Here is an 18,049-nt window from a genome sequence, read left to right on the forward strand (position 1 = left end):
CATGCGGAGAGGGCAGCTACGATCCCCCGGTACCGCCGGCGTGACGCTGGCCCTTGCGAGCAAACGTGCGGCCGCATGCGGGACATTTCCAGGCCGGCAGGGTCTGACTCCTGCGCGAGCCGGCAATTATCATTTTGCCGAACGGCGCGTCACCCCGCCGGGGACTTCAGCGCTCGTTCGAGGTGCCGCTCGATATGCGGAGAGACTTCGCCCGCGCGCTCGGAAACCAGATCATGCGTGCCGCCCGGGACGACGATCAACTCGGCTCGTGGCAGCAGCTCCGCGAGCCGACGACCCACAGCCACCGGGCTGATCGGATCAGCATCCCCCCAAAGCAGCAACACCGACGTGGAGATTTCATGCAGCCGCGGGGAGAGATCGTCCCGCGCGTCCAAGAACCAGCGTGGCGCACCGGGGTTCCGCTGCTCGAACTGTGGACGCCAATCGACCGCGCCCAACGCACGGACATCAATGCCCCCGGACGTCACGGAAAGAACCATCGCTCGAACACGCTCCGGCCGCGCCATTGCCGCACGCAATGCGATCAGCCCGCCCATCGACTGCGCAAAAAGCACCACCGGGCCGGTGATCTCGTTCACGACGCGCTCGACGAGGTCGGACATCCCACGCACCGCCGGATCTGCAGCTGCCCCACCAAGCCCCGGCCAGCTGAAAAATCTCCGCCGACCTCGGTGCGAGAGGCCGTCACTGACCGGCTTCCACATCGTCGTGTCACCGCCTGCGCCGGGCAGGAAGAGCAATGCTTCTGAGTCTTCGCGGAGGAAGTTGGGCACGCGCTGCTCTAGAGTGACAAACATATTGAAAACCATTTAATTCCGGCAGCTTACGCTGCCTGCTGCAGCAGGCGTTGGGCTGCCTCGAGATTCTGGATCGCTGCTGCGCGCCGGAGGTCGAACAGATTTCTCCTGGCGCCGATGTAGCGTGCAGTGTGGCCCTTCCGTGCCGCGATGTGGGCGAGCGCATGCTCTACAGCCACCCGCTGGCGGAGCACGGCGCGACCTGCCCCCGTCTGCTGCAGCTTCCGGAATTTGCGCTGCAGAGCCTCGTCCTCCGCAATGGACACGGTCCGCCCCCGTCCCGAGGCGGCTTGGGTGCACCTGGCTCGGAGGGGGCACGCGCCGCAATCCTCAGGATCAAACTCGACCGTGTCGCCGGGCTCGAATACCTCGACCTGTCCTGCCGGACAGGTGATCGTCTTGGCGCGCAGGTCGATCTTGAAGTCGCGCTTGCTGAACAGGTTGGGGCTGCGAGCACGCTGTCCCCAAGGCTTCGAGAACACCTGGCCACCGTCGCGGATCACGTCGTCAACGACGGGACTGTTCACATAGGCGCGATCGATGTGGAGCTCGCCGAGGCGCAGCCGTTGACGTTGGATGTCCTTGGCGATCGGTGCGGCCCCCTCTTCTTCGGGGCGATTCGCTGGCGTGACCGCACAGGCGACGATGACGGGAAGGTCCAGGTCGCGTGCGATGTGTTCCTTGTAGCCATCAAACCTCTTCGAGCGGCTCTTTCTTCCGTGGCGCATCTCAGCGTCCTCAATGGAGACACGGCGGTCAGGTGCAACACCTTGACGGATGCGAACGGTCCCATCCTCAGCCGTTTCCAGGTCTTGGTCCCGAACCTGTGTGACCGCATCCATATAGAAGCGGAGCGGCTGCTCGACGACGTCGTCCAGATGGCGGTCCACCCACTGCTGCAGGGACGAGACCTGCCGTTCCAGGATCTGAATCGCCGCCGCCTTCTGTTTCGGGTCGCTCCAATCGAGGTCGAGCCCGGCCTTGATGCTGGGAGCCAGAAGTAGCGGGATGCCCGCCTTGCGACAGATCTCCTCGGGCGGGCGCTCCGTGATCTTCGACACGACGCGGACGATGGTGCGTGCTGCATGGCCGAGCAGGTTGATCGTGTCCTCAACCCGCCCGGCTCCCGCTAAAGGGCGGCTATCGATGGCCACGCGCAGCGCTTTGGACACCGCACGCCTCTCGCTCTCCGTCATCGCGCCCGACCGAACGAGCGCCACGGTCCGCTCCAGCAGCACCCGGTCCATCTCATGCTCGACCATCCGCTCTCGGAACGCCTGCAGCGCGCCCTGCGAAAACGCGGGCGTGGCCGCCCCCAGGCAGCCGAGCACCATCTGCCAGCGAAGGTCGACGATCGACAGCTCCACCGCCTCGGCATCCGATGCGCCGACGTATCCCTGGAGCAGCGTGACCATGCACATCAGCGCCGGCGGATGCGGCGGCTCACCTGCTCCCGTGGTCCGGTACATGCTCTCCAGCTGCTCCTGGAACGTCTCGTCGAATAGCTCGTGCCGGTGCAGCCTGAGAAAGCCGAACAGGGCTCGCACCCGGGTCAACCGTTTCATGAGCGCCTGTTCCTGCCGCGACAGCTCCACCGGCGGCGACCATCGTTCCATCCGTGCACCTCCGGGCGCGGACGAGATCATGGCTCGGCGAGACCGTCGAGCCTTCCATCGAAACGCTCGGGATTATCACAAAATCAAACTGATCGGTCCTCTAGGCGTGAGCGCGCGGCGGGTGAGGCCGAAGGCGGCCGCGATGCGGGATGTGAAGGAGCTCGAAGGCCGCGATGAGATGCTGCAGGAGCTGCTCGACTCGCTGTCGATCGAACGGCGGCTGGCCGGGCTGATGCGGGAGAGTGGTTGACCGGGCGGTGCGCTGATCGAGCGGCGTTCGCCACCCGTTCACGGCGCGCTCGCCAGCCTCACCTCGCGGAGGACCTCTGCGGGGCTGAAGCAGGCAACGGCGGGCGACGCCCCCTTGACGCGCTCCCGCAGTCTCGCCGCGAGCGCCTCGGCGCGGGCCGCGTCCGGCGCGCTCGCGCCCAGCATGCGCTGGCCGCGATGGCTGTACTCGATGAAGCGGTATTTCGAGCCGTCGGCCCACCCCGAGAGCGCGTCGCGGGTCGCGGGATAGTCGTAGTCCGGGGGCGCTGACTTGCTCACGGCGAAGAGGATCACGAACGGCGACGCGCAGATCGAGGAGAGCGCGGCCGGCGGCGCGCTCGCGGCCCCGGCGTCCTGCGCCGCCGGGACGCCCGCGTCGGGGCCTGCCGCGCCCGGCGCATCCGAGGGAAAGGAGAGCTTCCCCGGACGAGACGACAGGATCACGGAGCGCACGTTGGACGTCGATCCCGCGAGGTACACCACGTCGGCGCTCGCGGCGGCCATCCCGGTGGAGGAGAGCCCCTGGCCTTTGGGGAACGTCGCGCGCGTATAGACCCCCTCCTTGTTCCAGCGGAACAACTCCACCCCATCGCCTTCACCGAGCAGGATCCAGAGCGAACCATCGGCGGCGAGCGAGGCGTCCGTGACCGGCTTGCTCGAGGGGAGCGAGAGCGGCACGGCGGTCGCCCCGGCCTCCGCCACGTCGATGCGCGCGAGGGCGCTCGCCGCCTCGAAGCGCGCGACGACGTAGCGATCGCGCTCGGTGGCGAGCACCATGGCGTGGAGCAGCTTGCCGTCCCAGGTGGGCAGGGGGATCACCGCGGAGTCGGCGCGACCGGGCGCCCAGCGCTCGACCGCGAGCCGGTCGCTCTGGTCGCAATCGCGGCCGACCACGAGCACCTCGCCGTCCGGCAGGGCCGCCATCGCCTCGGCCCGGACGCGGACGGGGCACTTCGCTCCCGCGGCCCGCCGCGGCAGATCTGCCCCGCCGGGCTGGGCGAGCGAGAACTGGTCGCCCGAGAGCACGAGCGTGCGGCCCTGCGTCCAGGCCGTGGCCGCGACGGGGAGCGGCGACTCGACGAACCGGTCGCCCTGCTTCCGGTAGAGCGGACTGGCGAAGTTGTTCAGGCGCGCGCCGTCCGAGAACAACCCGTCCACGCGGATCCACACGTCGGAGGGCCATCGGCCCACGATGGACACGATATCGACGTCCGAGGCCATGAAAGGCAGCTCGGACGTGGAGGCGCCGAGGCGCAGGCTATACGGCGGAATGCCGTCTTCCTCCGTCAGCTTGCCGTCCGCGAGCGCGTAGATCGAGGTGCCTTTGAGCGTGACCAGCACGCGATCGCGCAGCGGGTGCAGATAGAACGGGCGGGGAACGTCGGACGGCAGCTGATTCCACGGCACGATCTCGGCGACCTCTCGGACGTCCTCCGCGACGACGTGCAGCGCGACGGTGGTGTCGGCGATGCGCGCGGGCGGCGGGGCGGCGACCGGGGCTGAGCCGGGCTGCGATGACGCCAGAGCGGACGCCGACGGGGCCTGTGCCGAAGGCGGCGCGGACGCCGGCGCAGGAGGCGCTGGATCGCGGTGCGCCTCGGTCTCGCCCCGCTTGCACGCCGCGAGGGCGAGCGGGAGCAGGAGGAGCAGCGGCAGGGCGAGCTTCTTCATGGGGTGTCCCTCGGCAAGGTACCTCGAACGAGCGAGACTTCGCTCTCGATGATCGCGTCTTCCTCACGGCCGTCGCTCGCGTGTGCGACGCGCTGATAGACGACCTCGTAGTGGATGGGGAGCCGAGCAGCCGCGGGGCCGAGATCCAGCTCGATGACGACCGGCGCCCCGGCGAGCGCGGGTGCGCCGGGGCGATCGTCGGACACCGTGGTGCGCGCGCGGGCGCCGAGCGGACCGGGCGTCTCTGCGAAGCGGCGCGCCAGGAAGCGGCGCGCCGACGCGATGACGGCGTAGTCCTCCCCGAGGACCTCGGCGCGCACCAAGAGCCGCTGGAAGAGGTCCCCGGTCGGGAAGGCATGGCCCACGCGCGCTGTGCGGAGCGTGAGGCGCGCGGCGGTCGGCGAGGCGCGCTCGGCCTGCACGCGGAGCGCGCGCCGCGCGGCCTCGGGGTCGCGCGACGACGCGAACGCGTGCGAGCGGTGCGCCGAGGGCCCGTCTCCGGCGAGCGGCATATGGCAGCGCGCGCAGGGCACGTCGGCGTAAGGCGACGCGGCGTGTTCGGTCAGCGTGAGCTGCATCGGCTCTGGCGCGCGGCGGGCAGCGTGGTCTGGGAAGGCAAACTCGTGGCACCCGCCGCACGCCGCGGCCGACGCGAAGCGCGGATCGCGCAGCACCGGGTGGGGAACAGGCGGGGAAGATCGGGAAGCCGGGGAGGGGGAGCCCTGGTCTTCATCGGCCAGCGCGGGAGCGGCCAGCGGCGCGCCGTCCACCACGTGGCAGGTGACGCACGCGACGCCGAGATCGGCCCGCTCCGGCGGAGGAGGCCGTGAAGAGCGCGCCTCGGGTGCGTGGCAGCCGCGGCAGAACGGCAGCGGCTCCTTCGCGAGCGCCGCCTGGAAGGGCCCGTCGACGTAGGCGCGCTGGTGCTTCGACCCGCGCCACTCGCGGGCGATCTCCGCGTGGCACCGCTCGCAATCGCGGTTCACGGCCACGGCATCGAGGCTCCGGGGCGGCTCGGGTCCGGGCATGCGCGGCGCTGCGCCGCGGCTGATCGTCGTGCTCGGCGCGAGCGTCAGGGCGATGGCAAGGAGCGGCGCGGCGGGGCGCTTGGCCGGCGGCCGTCCCTGGTGGCGCATCGACCGCAACGTCTACTGCAGCCACTTCCGCGCGGCGAGCGGAGTTGCTGTCCTGCACCTCTGCCCGCCGACATAGTTGCTGTCCTGCACCTCTGCCCGCCGACATCTGGCCGCCCATGCGATCCGGCGGGCGTCGTGGGCTACCCAGCCCATCGCGAGGTCTGTAAGCTCGCCGGAGCAGACTGCAGCCCTGGGCGCGCATGCGGAAGCCGGTTCGTCTCTTCATCTCCTCTGTCCCGGAAGACGCCGCGCTGCGCGCCGAGCTCGAAGTCCACCTGAGGCCCTTCGAGCGCAGCGGGCTGATCCAGGTCTGGCACGACGACCGGGGCGTTGCGGGGGGAGAGCCGGCGGCGGAAGCGCGCGCGCAGATCGAGGCAGCCGAGGTCGTGGTGCTGCTGGTGAGCCCCGCTTTCCTCGCCTCCGATCGTCACTTCGACGAGGAGGCAGCGCGCGCTCTCGCCCGGCGCGCCGCCGGCGAGGTGGTGGTCGTGCCCGTGCCTGTGCGACCTTGCGACTGGGGTTGGACCGAGTTCGGCAAGCTCGCTCCGCTCCCCGCGGGTGGCCGGCCTGTCGAGGGCTGGACGGTTCGGGACGAGGCCTGGACCGAGGTGGTGCACGGCCTGCGCGCCGTGGTCGAGGGCGTGATGAGCCGGCGGGCGGCTCCGGGAGGACGGAGCGCTCTAGCCGCGGGGCTGCCACCGGCGGAGCTGTGCATCGGCCGGAGCCCGGAGGTGGAGGCGATCGTCGCGGCGCTGGTGCGCGAGCCGCCGGGACGGGTGCTGCTCCTCGGCGCGGCGGGCGTCGGCAAGAGCACGGTCAGCCTGGCGGTCCTGCACCGCCCGGAGGTCGTGGCCCGCTTCAGAGAGCGGCGCTTCTTTGCGCGGCTCGACGCCGCGCCAGATGCCGAGTCCGCGGCCCTGGCGTTGGCCGGCGCGCTGCGCGTCATCTCCGGGCCGGATCTGTGGCAGCGAGCGCTGTCGGTCCTCGCCGCAGGCCCGGCCGTGCTCGTGCTGGACAACCTGGAGACGCCCTGGGATGGCGACGACCAGTCCGGGACCGAGGCATTGCTCGCGGAGCTCGCGGCCGTGCCGGGTCTGTCTCTCGTGGCGTCGGTGCGGGGTGCGGGCCGGCCGGGGCGCGTGACCTGGAGCTCTCCCGTCGAGCTCCGGCCGCTGCAGCGTGCTGAAGCGGAGTCGGTGTTCTGCGCGATCGCAGGCGAGGAGCACCGGGGCAAGCCGGCGCTCTCTGCGCTTCTTCCCCTGATGGAGGGCATTCCGCTGGCGATCACGCTGCTCGCGCACGCGGCCCACGGAAACGATCTGGTCAACCTGAAGGAGGAGTGGGAGGCGCGCCGGACGGAGGTGCTGGAGCGCGAGGGCGGAGCGCGCAATCGGCTCCGGAGCTGGAAGACTTCGCTGGAGCTGTCGTTTAGATCGCCACGGATGACCGCCGGAGCCCGCCGGCTGCTCGCGGTGATCGCGGTGCTGCCGGACGGTGTCGCGCAGCAGGATCTCGCTGCGGTGCTCCCGGCCGCGGGGCCTGCGGCGGCGCGCGCGCTCGCGCAGGTAGGGCTGGCCTACTTCGAGGGCGGCCGGCTCAAGATGCTCTCGCCTGTGCGCGAGTACGTGGAGGCGGCGCACCCACCGGCGGCCGAGGATCTCGGGCGCGCGATGGATCACTACGGGGAACTCGCGCTCAGGTTCGGGCCGGTACCTGGCCGCCGTGGCGGCACCGAGGCAGCGGCGCGGCTCGCGCCGGAGACCGCCAACCTGGACGCGGTGATCCGGCGCGGGCTGGATGGCGGTGAGGCCACGCGGTGGATCGATATCGCGGTGGCGCTGACGGACTTCGCACGCTTCTCCGGGCACATTGCGCCGTCGCCCCTAGGTCGAGCGCTGGAGGTAGCGCAGCGCACCGGAGAGAGGCGGCGAGAGGCGCAGTGTGCCGAGCGCCTTGGAGACATCGCTCTGAACCGTTCGCAGCACGGGGAGGCGAGGGCGCGATACCAGGAGGCGCTGCCTCTCTACCGGCAGGTGGGGTCTGTGCACGGGGAGGCCAACTGCATCCAGCGCCTTGGAGACATCGCGCTGAGCCGTTCGCAGCACGACGAGGCGAGGGCGCGATACCAGGAGGCGCTGCCTCTCTACCGGCAGGTGGGGTCTGTGCACGGCGAAGCCAGCTGCATGCTGCGCCTTGGAGGCATCGCACTCGAGCGTTCGCAGCACGACGAGGCGAGGGCGCGATACCAGGAGGCGCTGCCTCTCTACCGGCAGGTGGGGTCTGTGCTCGGCGAGGCCAACTGCATCCTGCGCCTTGGAGACCTCGCGCTGAGCCGTTCGCAGCACGACGAGGCGAGGGCGCGATACCAGGAGGTGCTGCCTCTCTACCGGCAGGTGGGGTCTGTGCACGGCGAGGCCAACTGCATCCTGCGCCTTGGAGACCTCGCACTCGAGCGTTCGCAGCACGACGAAGCGAGTGCGCGATACCAGGAGGCGCTGCCTCTCTACCGGCGAGTGGGGTCTGTGCGCGGCGAGGCCAACTGCATCAAGAGCCTTGGAGACATCGCGCTGAGCCGTTCGCAGCACGATGAGGCGAGGGCGCGATACCAGGAGGCGCTGCCTCTCTACCGGCAGGTGGGGTCTGTGCACGGCGAAGCCAGCTGCATCAAGAGTCTTGGAGACATCGCGCTGAGCCGTTCGCAGCACGATGAGGCGAGGGCGCGATACGAGGAGGCGCTGCCTCTCTACCGGCAGGTGGGGTCTATGCGCGACGAAGCCGACTGCATCAAGCGCTTTGGAGACATCGCACTCGAGCGTTCGCAGTATGACGAGGCGAGGGCACGCTACCAGCACGCGCTGCCTGTCTACCGGCAGGTGGGGGCAGTGGTCGGCGAGGCTGACTGCATCAAGCGCTTTGGAGACATCGCGCTCGAGCGTTCACATCACGATGAGGCGAGGGCGCGATACGAGGAGGCACTGCCGCTCTACCGGCAGGTGGGGTCTGTACGCGGCGAAGCCGACTGCATCAAGCGCCTTGGAGAGATCGCGCAAGCCCACAGCGCTGCCAGCACAGCCCGTGCTCGCTACGAGGAAGCCCTCGCGCTGTACCAGCGCATACCGGAGCCCTGCTCGATCGGCCGGACCCATCATCGTCTGGCGACCATCGCGCCCGACTCTGCCATCCGACGCCGGCACGTCGAGGCCGCGCGCACCGCATGGCAAAGCATCGATCGGAACGACCTGATCGCCCGTTTGGACCAAGACTTCCGCTCCTGAGCTCTCGCGACGCCGCACGGTCCGGTCCTCCGGGATCGAGCGCACCAGCGGGGACTCCTCGCTTGCGAAGCTTCCGGCGCGCTGGCGGCGCGGATAGTTGGCCCCGCTTGCCCAGTCCGTTAGAGACGCCCCATGGGCTCGACCCGGACGGCCTGGCACGCGCTGTTCGCGGCTCGGCTCGTCCAGCGGGGCCGACGCCGCTTCGAAGTGCGGCGCGAGGTGCCGCTGTCGACCGAGCCGCTGCGCGCCTCCTACCTGCTCCAGCGCGCGGACGCGGGCTCGACCGAGCCGCAGGTCGCGCCCGCCTGGTCCGGACCATCCCCGATCGACCCGGACATCGCCCGCCCTCCTGGCCCTACGGCGCGTCGAGCTCCGCGCCGGCCTCCACCCGGCTCGGCTCCGCCATGCCCGGCGCCTTCTCCGCCGCCTTGCCCCGCGCCGCCGCCGGCCGCCAGGTCTCGATGGGGCACGAGCAGCCGCCGCACGATCTCCGTCTTCCGCGGATCCCGTTTGCTGATCATGCCCGACACGCGGACCGCGTAGGTCTGCAGCGCCTCGATCACCCCTCGGCGAATTTTCCTGACCGCGGTCTCCTCCCCAGCAAGGCCCTCGCGGCGGTCACCTCGTTCGTGGCCAGCGCCTGGGCGGACGGCGCGTTCAGCTTTGGGAGCTGCACCAGATCAACGGCGGAGAAGGTCCTTCTCCTGCCTGCCTCTCGTCCTGGCCAAATCGCAGCGAACGCCGATGTTTGCCCGATCGTAACGCTATATCCCAGCCGCCGGTTGCGCGCCAGCGTCCCGGCCGTACCCACGCGCCCGCCGCTCGCCGCGGAGCGCCGTAAGAAATCGACAATGCGGCAAGCCGCCTGAACGCCCGAAACGTCCCTCGAAACCGGCATCATCACCACCGGCGTCACCACGAACGCGGACGGCGATGGTGTCGAGGCGCTGCCCGGCCGCCCGCCCCCGACGAGTTGACCGCCCGATGCGTAACCCGCGTCGCGTACCCCGCCGTTCACCCCACGGCGCGTATCCCGCTGTTCACTGCGCGGCGTGTACCCAGCTGTTCACCCCACGGCGCGTACCCCGCCGTTCACCCCACGGCGCGTATCCCGCTGTTCACTGCGCGTCGTGTACCCCGCTGTTCACCCCACGGCGCGTATCCCGCTGTTCACTGCGCGTCGTGTACCCGGCTGTTCACTGCGCCTCGCGCCACACGCGACACGGCGACACGCGACAGCTGCACGCGCGCACACCAGCGAACCAAAAACCTCTCAGGGTCATTGTATGTTGTCCAAACTAAGAATATAAGAAGAATCATGCGATACTTCCATACGAGCGCTGCTAGCGCATGCCTCACTCTTCTCGTGCTCGCAGGGATCCCCGGGACGGCGTTGGGGGCACCGACAGCGATCACCTTCACCGTCAACCACGCCGATTGCGGCGCCGGCGCGTTCTCGCTGTACCTGAATGGGGTCCACCTCGACACGGTCGCGAGCACCAACAGCTGCGATTGCAATTCAGAGACGCTCCAGAGGACGTTCACCGAGCCCGACGTCCTCGCCCTCTACAATCCCGCGGCGTGCAATGACCTCCAGGTCGATGTCGTCGGCGGCGGGTCGATGGCCGTCGGCTTCGCCCGCGTGTACGTCGAGGCGACCGAAGGCGCCTCGCTCCTCTGCCTGTACGATGCGGTCTCCGGCCCCATCCCCTGCGCGGATCGCGACGTCTGCGACGGCTACGAGCTCGGGCTGTCGTCGCTCTCGAGCGACGACGGCGACGACATCGCGCCGGGCCTGGGCGCGGCCTGCGACAACTGCGCCAACCACGACAACCCGGACCAGGCCGACGCGGACGGAGACGGCATCGGCGACGCCTGCGATCCGTGTCCGCTCGGCGATGGCGACGGCGATACGTTCTGTGATGCGACCGACAATTGCGCGAGCGTCGCCAACTGGGACCAGACCGACAGCGACCTCGACGGGATCGGCGACGCCTGCGACAATTGCCCCGCCGCCGCGAATCCAGACCAGCTCGACAGCGATGCTGACGGCCTCGGGGACGCATGCAAAGACGTGTGCGTCACCCTGCAGCGAGGCGCCTTCGGCGCGGTCGAGGACGCCGATATCTGGGAGGCCTTCCCCCGCTACAGCGACGGCCACATCCCTTACAACTACTCGGGCGACTCCAACGGCGCGCGCAAGCAGGCGCTCTACCGGTTCGGGCTCGACGGCATCCCCGCCGGGGCCACCGTCACGTCGGCAGAGTTCGGCGTCGTCGCCTTCGGATCGAGCGACCAGACCGTCCGCGCTCACCGGATCACCGCGCCGTGGCGCGAGGACACCGTGACCTGGCAGAGCTTCGCCGCGGGCTACGACAAAACCACCGCGGCGGAGCTCACCTATGTCAGCCCCTATGCCATGAGCGCCGATCTGACCGGGCTCGTCCAGGCGTGGGTCGACGGCACGACACCGAACTACGGCTTCCTCGTCGAGGAAGGGCCGAAGGGGCGCACGTCGTACCGCTCGAGCGATCACCCCTTCCAGAGCGACCGCCCCTGGCTCGAGGTCTGTTATCTCGCCCGCTGATCCATTCCGCGCGGCCGCCCCTCCGCCCCATCCTCCAGACCACACGACTGCTCCTCGGCGCTCTGATCCACCCCGCGCGGCCGCTCCTCCGCCCCGTCGTCCGCCGGGTAGGGCTGCCCGAGCGCGGCGGGAGGCGTCGCGTCGAACGCGCGCAGGAGCGGGCGGCGCGCGGCCCTCGGCAGCAGCGCGGAGGCGCGCTCCAGGAGCCCGCTCGAGGTGAGCCCGAGGACCGCGATCATCAGCGCGAACGGCGCCACGCTGAAGACCTGCGTCGGCACCGATGGCAGAGCGCTCTGGCCGAGGCTCGCCGCCGACGAGAGCACGCCGAAGAGGTACGCGCCGAGCGCCGCCCGCACCGGGTGGAAGCCGCCGAAGATCACGATCGCCAGCGCGATCCAGCCGTAACCCGCCGTGTGGCGGTGGCTCCATCCCGCCTTGAAATCGAGCGAGTACGCCGCGCCGGCGATGCCCACGAGCGCCCCGCCCACGAGCGTCGCCGCCGTGCGCACCCGCGTCACATGCGCCCCGCGCGCGTGCGCCGCCGCCGGCTGCTCGCCCACCGCGCGGAGGAGGAGCCCCGCGCGCGTGCGATACAGGAAGAGCCACGCGCAGGCGACGAGGACGTAGCTGCCATACACCAGGGGATCGCTCTGGAACAGCAGCGGCCCCACGAGCGGCACGTCCCGCAGCACCGGGATCGACGCCGCCGGCACCGTCGGCCCGGGGACGCGCACGTACGGGCCGCCGAGCACCGACGAGAGATCCGCGCAGAGCATCGCCAGGACGAAGCCGACCGCGATCTGGGAGCGGCCGAGGTAGATCCCGCCGATCGCCACGACGAGCGCGACGAGCGCCCCGGTCGCGGCCGCGGCGGCGAAGCCGGCGAGGACGCTCCCGGTCGACAGCGCGGCCGCGAAGCCGACCATCGCCGAGAGCATCATCGCGCCCTCGGCCGAGAGGTTGATGACCCCGGCCCGCTCGGTCAGCGTCTCGCCGACCGCCGCGTAGACGAGCGGCGTCGACGCCGCGAGCGCGGTCGCGAGCAGCGAGAGGAGCTCGGCGCCGCCGTCGCTCATGAGGGCTGCTCCTTCCATCCGAGGCGTCCTTCCATCAGGCCTGCCCCCATCGGCCTCGTCCTCTTCGGGCCTCGTGCCATCACGCCACCTCCGGCCGGCCGCCGCCGCGCGCCGCCCGGGGGGAGAGGAGCGCGAACAGGACGAGCGCGCCCTGGAGCACGCCCGACAGCGAGGACTCCAGCCCGAGGGTCATCGGGAGCTCCAGGCTGCCGACGTTGAGCGCGCTGAAGAACAGGGCGATCGGCGCGACGAGCGCGGCGCGCCGCCCGGCGAGCATCACCACGAGCAGCGAGAGGAAGCCGAGGTTGCTCGAGATGCTCGGGATGAGCCGGTGGAACGTGCCGAGCACCTGCAGCGCGCCGGCGACGCCGGCGAGCGCGCCGGAGACCGCGAACGCGAGGAGCACCTGCCGCGCCGCGAGCACGCCGAGCACCTCCGCGGCCGGCGGGCTCAGCCCCACCGCCCGCAGCCGGAGCCCGAGGTGGGTCCGCCCGAGCACGACGGCGGTCCCGAGGAGCGAGAGGACCCCGAGCAGGAGCGCCACGGGGCTGAGATCGGTGCCGCCCAGCGTGGAGAGCCAGAGCGCGGCGTCGAGCGGTTCCGTGCCGGCCATGGACGCGACGCCAGGGCGCTTCCACGGGCCGAAGACGAGGTACAGGACCAGCCCCTGGGCCACGAAGTTCATGCCGAGGCCCGCGAAGATCTCGCTCACCCGGACCCGCGTGTGCAGCGCGCCCGTGAGGGCGCCCCAGAGCACCCCGCCGATCGCGCCCGCGCCGACGCAGAGAGCGACCACGGCGCCCGCCGGGAGGTGCGGCCACAGGGCGCGCGCCGCGCCCGTGGCGCAGACGGCGCCCAGGACGAGCTGCCCCTCGACGCCGAGGTGGTACAGCCCGGCGCGAAACGTGAAAAGCAGGCCGCTCCCGCAGAGGAGCAGCGGCGCCAGCGTGACGAGCACCCGCGCGGCGCGATCCGTGGAGCCGAACGCGCCCTGCCACAGGCCCGCGGCCACCGCCGCCGGCGAGGCGCCGAGGAGCGCGCAGAGGCCCGCCACGAGCGCGAACGCCAGGGCGAGCGGCGCGAGGCGAAGGAGGAGGGCTACGGCCCCGCGGCGCGGCGCGCGGCGCGCGGCGGGCTCGGACGGGGCGCTCGGTTCGGCGCTCATCGGTCGGACCCCGCAGGCGCCGGGGGCGGCGCAGGTGCACAAGGCGCCGAGGGCAGGGCGGCGCCGTCGAGCTCGCCGCCGATCATCCGCCCGAGCCGGTCCAGCGTGAGGTCGGCGACGCCGACGGGCGGCGAGACGCGCCCGCCGCTGAACACGAGGATTCGATCGCTGTAGCGCATCAGCTCGTCGAGATCGGACGACGCGAACAGGAGCGCCGCGCCGGCATGGCACCGCGCGAGGAGCTGCTCCCAGACCCAGCGCGCCGACGCGATGTCGAGCCCCCGGGTCGGCTGCTCCAGGAGGAGCAGCGCGAGGCCCGCGGGGAGGAGCGCGAGCTGGGTGCGCTGCTGGTTGCCGCCGGAGAGCCGTTCGACGGGCGTGTCGGGCCGGCCCCGGATCCGGAGCGCCTCGATCGCCCGCTCGGCGGCGCGCCGGATCTCCCGCGGGCGCAGGAAGAGCCCGGGCCGCGGCGCGCGCAGCGCGACGTGCTCCTCGATGGAGAGGCCCGCGATGAGGCCCTCGCGACGGCGATCCGCGGGCAGGTAGCCCACGCCGGCGCGCAGGAAGGCCGGGTAGGGGCGGCCGGTCAGGTCGGCCCCGCCCACGACGACGCGTCCCCGCCGCGCCCGGAGCAGCCCCGCGCACGCGCGCAGCAGGAGGCGCTGGCCGCTCCCCTCGAGGCCCGCGAGCCCGATCACCTCGCCGCGGCGGACGGCCAGGTGGGCGATGCGCACGTCGAGCCGGTGATCGCCGAACGCCACGCCCTCGAGGGCGAGCGCCGCGCCGCCATCCGGCTCCGCGCCGCCGCTCGGCTCGGGCAGGCGCTCCAGGGGCGCGAGCGCCGCGCCTTCCTCAGGGGATCGCTCCTGAGGCGCACGCGCCTCGCCGAACATCAGCGCGACGAGGTGGTCGGCCCCGGCCGGCATCTCCGCCTCTCCCGCCACCTTGCCGTGCCGCAGCACCGTCACGCGATCGCAGAGCGCCTCGACGTCCGAGAGCTTGTGCGACACGAGGACGATCGCCTTGCCGTCCGCCTTGAGCCGCCGCAGCGCGGCGAACAGGGCCTCCTGCTGCGCCCCGGAGATCCCCGTCGTGGGCTCGTCCAGGAGCAGCGCGCGGACGCCCAGCGAGAGGAGCCGCAAGAGCTCGATCTGCTGGCGCTCCCCGAGGGTGAGCCGGGCGACGTGCTCGTCCGGGTCGACAGAGAAGCCGAAGCGCGCCGCGAGCGCGAGCAGCTCCTCGCGCGCCGCGCGCCGGGGAAGGAAGACGCCCGCGGCGCGGCCGCGGCTGGAGAGCAGCGACCGCGCGCCGCCGCCCGCGCCGGCCGCGCGGGGCCGGGCGACCAGGTAGCTCTCCAGGACGGTGAGCGGCGGGAAATCGAGCGGCTCCTGGTGGAGCACGCCGACGCCGGCGGCGAGCGCGTCCGCCGGGCTCGCGAGCGCCACCGGGCGGCCGTCGAAGAGCAATCGGCCCGCGTCCGGGCGGAGGAGCCCGCCCAGGATGCGGAGGAGCGTGCTCTTGCCGGCGCCGTTCTCGCCGAGCAGCCCGTGGACGGCGCCCGCCTGGATCGTCAGCGACACGCCGTCGTTGGCCTTGACCGGGCCGAACCGCTTCGCGACGCGCTCGATCTCGATCCGCATGGATCACCGCCCGGAGACGGCTACTTGCTCGGCCCGGTGATCCCCCGGACCAGCTGCGGCAGATACCAGATCTGCTGGGGCGTCGCGGCCTCGCCGTCCTTCAGGAACTCGGTGCCGTCCTGGAACTTGAGCGGCCCCTTGAAGAGGTCGAGCCCGTTGGCGAGCTCGATGACGAACGCGCCGAGCGGCGCCTGCGCCTCTCCCAGCGCGGCGCCGGGCCCGAAGCCGACGACCGACGACTCGCCGTTCAGGTCGCGGAAGTCCGGCCCTTGCCAGACGAACTCGCTCGCGTACTTGCCCGCGCGCGCCTTCTCGATCGCGTCGCGGTAGAGCGGCGCCCAGTTGTAGTACGCGACGCCGAGGCAGCTCTCCGGCGCCAGGTCGCAGCCGGCCCTGTGGTCGTAATGGACGTACTTGACCTTCTTGCCCGCGCCGCTCGCCTTCTTGGCCTGCAGCGCGGCCTCGGGCGTGTCGAGCCCGGTCATCAGCACGTCGAAGCCGCCGCCGATGAAGTCGTCCGACACCTTGGTGGGGTCGAGGGTGACGCCCGGGATGTTGAACCAGAAGCCGATCCACGTGACCTTGAACGTGAGGTCCTCCGGCTTCTTCTTCTGGTACTTCTCCCAGCAGTACCGCGCGCCGAGGTACGCCGCGGTGACCAGCCGGCGGGTCTCGTCGTTCACGAGCGGGCCGACATACCCGATCTTCCCCGTCTCGGTGCCGAGCGCCGCGGCGCACCCGGCGACGTGCTGGGCCGTCTCGATACGCCCCATGAGGTTGCCCAGGTTGGGCTGGGGCTTGTGGTTCTTGCCCTCCTTCCAGGCGTAATCGCCGGAGATATGGATGACCGTGACCTCCGGGTGCTTGCGCGCGGTCTCGAGGGCGTCGTCCTTGTAATCGTCGGAGTTGTAGACGACGAACCGCGCGCCCCGGGAGATGAGATCGTCCGCGACCTGGGAACCCTTCACGTTCGGGCGATCGGCCGGGTTCACCTTGTCGACATACTCGAAGCCGACGTCCGGCATCTTGGCGAGCACCGACCGGATGCCGTCGTGATGGGCCTGGTTCCACCCTTTGTCGTTGTAGGGGCCGACCAGCACCATGCCGACCTTGTATGCGGCGGCCGGCGCCGCGGGCGCAGCGCTCGCCGGCGCCGCGGCGCTGGGGCCGGAGGTCTTCTCCGACGGCGGGCTCGTGCTCGTCGAGGAGCCCTGGCACGCGCCGGCCAGCAGCGACAGCGCGATGGTGAGGACGGCGGGCGAGCGGACAGCGAGGGACGCGGGCGACTTCGGCGAGCGAGGTGTCACCGAGGCATCGTGGGCGGGAATGTCGCAGGGTGTCAAGAACCGCCGAGACGGACGACGCCGAGCGCAGGTGCTGGGCGTCGTCCGCGTTTCACTGCGGTATCACGATCACGTCTTCGCAGGTGAAGTCGACCCCCAGGGCCGCTTCGGGGTCCGACTGGATCGTGGCGCACGTGCTGTCGCAGAGCACGATCTGGGTCGGGTTCGCGGCGCTGTCGTAACGCCAGGCGTTCTCGCTCGCGCACTCCTGGTCGTAGGAGAGCGCCGTCGGGTCACCTCCGCCGCTCTGGTACGTCACGCGGACCCGCTGCGCGTCGAAGCTCCGCCCGTCGGGAGCGGGCGGGATCTCGACGGTGCAGGAGACCGCGGCGCCGCGGATCGCGTCGATCGCCGCCTTGAAGGCGGCCGAGGTCGCCCCGGGATTGCCCGTGTCGATCAGGTAGGCTTGCTCCGTCCCGCCCGCGTCGGCGATGTCGTGCAGGTTGTCGAGGTCGTGCGGCGCGCCCTCGATCGGGGGGTTATCGACGCCGATGACGTACGTCGGGACGCCGTCCGCGAGCGCGCCGGCCGCGGCGTCGGACACGCCCTGGATCCTGTTGGCCTCCGTGCCGCAGCCCGCAGGATAACCGTCCGTGACGAGGACGATGGCGTACCTGCCAGGCGTGGCCCGCCGCTGTGCCTCGACGAACGAGATCGTCCCCTGCATGACGAACAGCGTCGGCGTGCCGCCGCGCCAGTCGGCGCCGGGCGCCGGCGTGACGTCGTCGATCGCCTCGGCGAAGCGCGTAGAGGGCAGCGCCGTCATCGGGACCTCCGGTGTCTCGTAGGTGTCGGCCGCGCACTTCTCGTCGCGGTCCTCGTCCTCGCTCGGAAAGAACCTGAGCGACGCGTTGATGCCCTCGGAGAGGGGATCACCGAAGAACTGTTTCGTCGCCGCAACGACCGGCTCCCACTTGAGCTCCCTGTCATACCAGGGCTCGTCGCCCATGCCCATGCTGCCGGACACGTCGAACGCGAAGGCGAGGTACACGGGCTGGAGGTCGGCGCTGGCCGACTGGGTGGCGCACGCCCCGCCTTGGCCCGAGGAGCTGCCGTTGCTCGAGGAGCCGCCTTGCCCCGAGGAGCCGCTTGCGCCCGGACCACCCGATCCGAAATCGCCGCTCGTGCTCTGGGAGCTCCCCTGGCCAGAGCCCCCGCTCCCCGGGCCGCCGCTCTGCGAGCTCCCGTCGCCGTCGCTGGCACCATTGCCCCCACATCCAACGCCAATCGCACCCACTGTCAGCAACGCAATGGCCATCGTGGGCAATCTCATAAGTCGAACCCTCCATGAAGCGCGGCCGGGCGCGTGTCGCCGGCGCCAAAGCCGTCGATTCTGCGTGAGACACCCGGAGCAGACACGGCCTTGAAGCTCGCTCCCGGTGCTCGCCATCCGGGAAGCATAGCTGACCAACATGGCAGCCGGACGACGCGCGGATCAGAAATGCTGCTTTC

At 71.2% G+C, this 18,049-nt stretch carries 12 protein-coding genes and 1 pseudogene; 3 read left to right on the forward strand and 10 right to left on the reverse strand.

The window, feature by feature from the left end; genetic code table 11:
• Positions 1-149: 149 nt before the first annotated feature.
• Positions 150-794 carry an alpha/beta fold hydrolase gene (locus tag WME95_RS20110; protein ID WP_437909973.1) on the reverse strand — a complete coding sequence of 215 codons (645 nt, stop codon included), beginning with the start codon at positions 792-794 and terminating at the stop codon, positions 150-152.
• 50 nt (positions 795-844) lie between these two features.
• A complete protein-coding gene (locus WME95_RS20115) occupies positions 845-2,434 on the reverse strand; it encodes an IS1182 family transposase (protein WP_437905279.1) in 1,590 nt (529 codons plus the stop codon).
• On the opposite strand from WME95_RS20115, the gene WME95_RS20120 reads away from it, so the two are divergent.
• The gene (locus WME95_RS20120; RefSeq protein WP_437911139.1) at positions 2,382-2,684 is read left to right on the forward strand and encodes a hypothetical protein; all 303 of its coding nucleotides are present in this window, start codon (positions 2,382-2,384) and stop codon (positions 2,682-2,684) included. The genes WME95_RS20115 and WME95_RS20120 overlap by 53 nt on opposite strands.
• A 38-nt stretch (positions 2,685-2,722) precedes the next feature.
• On the opposite strand, the gene WME95_RS20125 is transcribed toward WME95_RS20120, so the two are convergent.
• Together WME95_RS20125 and WME95_RS20130 are read right to left on the reverse strand one after the other, a co-directional pair.
• Complete coding sequence (locus tag WME95_RS20125) at positions 2,723-4,375, reverse strand: hypothetical protein (protein WP_437909974.1); 1,653 nt, start codon at positions 4,373-4,375, stop codon at positions 2,723-2,725.
• Positions 4,372-5,511, reverse strand: coding sequence for a multiheme c-type cytochrome (locus WME95_RS20130; protein WP_437909975.1), 1,140 nt, complete (start codon positions 5,509-5,511; stop codon positions 4,372-4,374). Before WME95_RS20130 ends, WME95_RS20125 begins: the two co-directional genes overlap by 4 nt.
• Before the next feature lie 200 nt (positions 5,512-5,711).
• Here WME95_RS20130 and WME95_RS20135 point away from each other — a divergent pair, with 200 nt between their 5' ends.
• The gene (locus tag WME95_RS20135; protein ID WP_437909977.1) at positions 5,712-8,786 is read left to right on the forward strand and encodes a tetratricopeptide repeat protein; all 3,075 of its coding nucleotides are present in this window, start codon (positions 5,712-5,714) and stop codon (positions 8,784-8,786) included.
• 1,393 nt (positions 8,787-10,179) lie between these two features.
• Positions 10,180-11,373: a DNRLRE domain-containing protein gene (locus WME95_RS20140; RefSeq protein ID WP_437909978.1), complete on the forward strand. Its 1,194-nt coding sequence runs from the start codon at positions 10,180-10,182 to the stop codon at positions 11,371-11,373.
• Here the strand turns inward: WME95_RS20140 and WME95_RS20145 are convergent.
• The 6 genes and pseudogenes from WME95_RS20145 to WME95_RS20170 form a co-directional block, all read right to left on the reverse strand.
• Complete coding sequence (locus tag WME95_RS20145; protein WP_437909979.1) at positions 11,358-12,449, reverse strand: ABC transporter permease; 1,092 nt, start codon at positions 12,447-12,449, stop codon at positions 11,358-11,360. The two genes, WME95_RS20140 and WME95_RS20145, sit on opposite strands and share 16 nt — an antisense overlap.
• Positions 12,450-12,528: 79 nt before the next feature.
• A complete protein-coding gene (locus WME95_RS20150; protein ID WP_437909980.1) occupies positions 12,529-13,614 on the reverse strand; it encodes an ABC transporter permease in 1,086 nt (361 codons plus the stop codon).
• Complete coding sequence (locus WME95_RS20155; protein ID WP_437911004.1) at positions 13,611-14,540, reverse strand: ATP-binding cassette domain-containing protein; 930 nt, start codon at positions 14,538-14,540, stop codon at positions 13,611-13,613. The genes WME95_RS20150 and WME95_RS20155 overlap by 4 nt, the downstream gene beginning before the upstream one ends.
• Before the next feature lie 174 nt (positions 14,541-14,714).
• A pseudogene (locus WME95_RS20160) lies at positions 14,715-15,191 on the reverse strand (ATP-binding cassette domain-containing protein); the annotation flags it as partial.
• Between the two features lie 83 nt (positions 15,192-15,274).
• Positions 15,275-16,561, reverse strand: coding sequence for a BMP family lipoprotein (locus WME95_RS20165; RefSeq protein ID WP_437909981.1), 1,287 nt, complete (start codon positions 16,559-16,561; stop codon positions 15,275-15,277).
• Positions 16,562-16,649: 88 nt separating this feature from the next.
• A complete protein-coding gene (locus WME95_RS20170; protein WP_437909982.1) occupies positions 16,650-17,870 on the reverse strand; it encodes a vWA domain-containing protein in 1,221 nt (406 codons plus the stop codon).
• Between the last annotated feature and the right edge of the window lie 179 nt (positions 17,871-18,049).

The organism is Sorangium sp. So ce327, from assembly GCF_051530205.1.
Taxonomy (GTDB): domain Bacteria; phylum Myxococcota_A; class Polyangia; order Polyangiales; family Polyangiaceae; genus Sorangium; species Sorangium cellulosum_B.

Excerpts from the sequence above, each read along its gene's own strand:
- WME95_RS20120 (WP_437911139.1), top strand. The coding sequence starts at position 2,382 with ATGAGCGCCTGTTCCTGCCGCGACAGCTCCACCGGCGGCGACCATCGT.
- WME95_RS20115 (WP_437905279.1), bottom strand. The coding sequence starts at position 2,434 with ATGGAACGATGGTCGCCGCCGGTGGAGCTGTCGCGGCAGGAACAGGCG.
- WME95_RS20125 (WP_437909974.1), bottom strand. The coding sequence starts at position 4,375 with ATGAAGAAGCTCGCCCTGCCGCTGCTCCTCCTGCTCCCGCTCGCCCTC.
- WME95_RS20130 (WP_437909975.1), bottom strand. The coding sequence starts at position 5,511 with ATGCGCCACCAGGGACGGCCGCCGGCCAAGCGCCCCGCCGCGCCGCTC.
- WME95_RS20135 (WP_437909977.1), top strand. The coding sequence starts at position 5,712 with ATGCGGAAGCCGGTTCGTCTCTTCATCTCCTCTGTCCCGGAAGACGCC.
- WME95_RS20145 (WP_437909979.1), bottom strand. The coding sequence starts at position 12,449 with ATGAGCGACGGCGGCGCCGAGCTCCTCTCGCTGCTCGCGACCGCGCTC.
- WME95_RS20150 (WP_437909980.1), bottom strand. The coding sequence starts at position 13,614 with ATGAGCGCCGAACCGAGCGCCCCGTCCGAGCCCGCCGCGCGCCGCGCG.
- WME95_RS20155 (WP_437911004.1), bottom strand. The coding sequence starts at position 14,540 with ATGCCGGCCGGGGCCGACCACCTCGTCGCGCTGATGTTCGGCGAGGCG.
- WME95_RS20170 (WP_437909982.1), bottom strand. The coding sequence starts at position 17,870 with ATGAGATTGCCCACGATGGCCATTGCGTTGCTGACAGTGGGTGCGATT.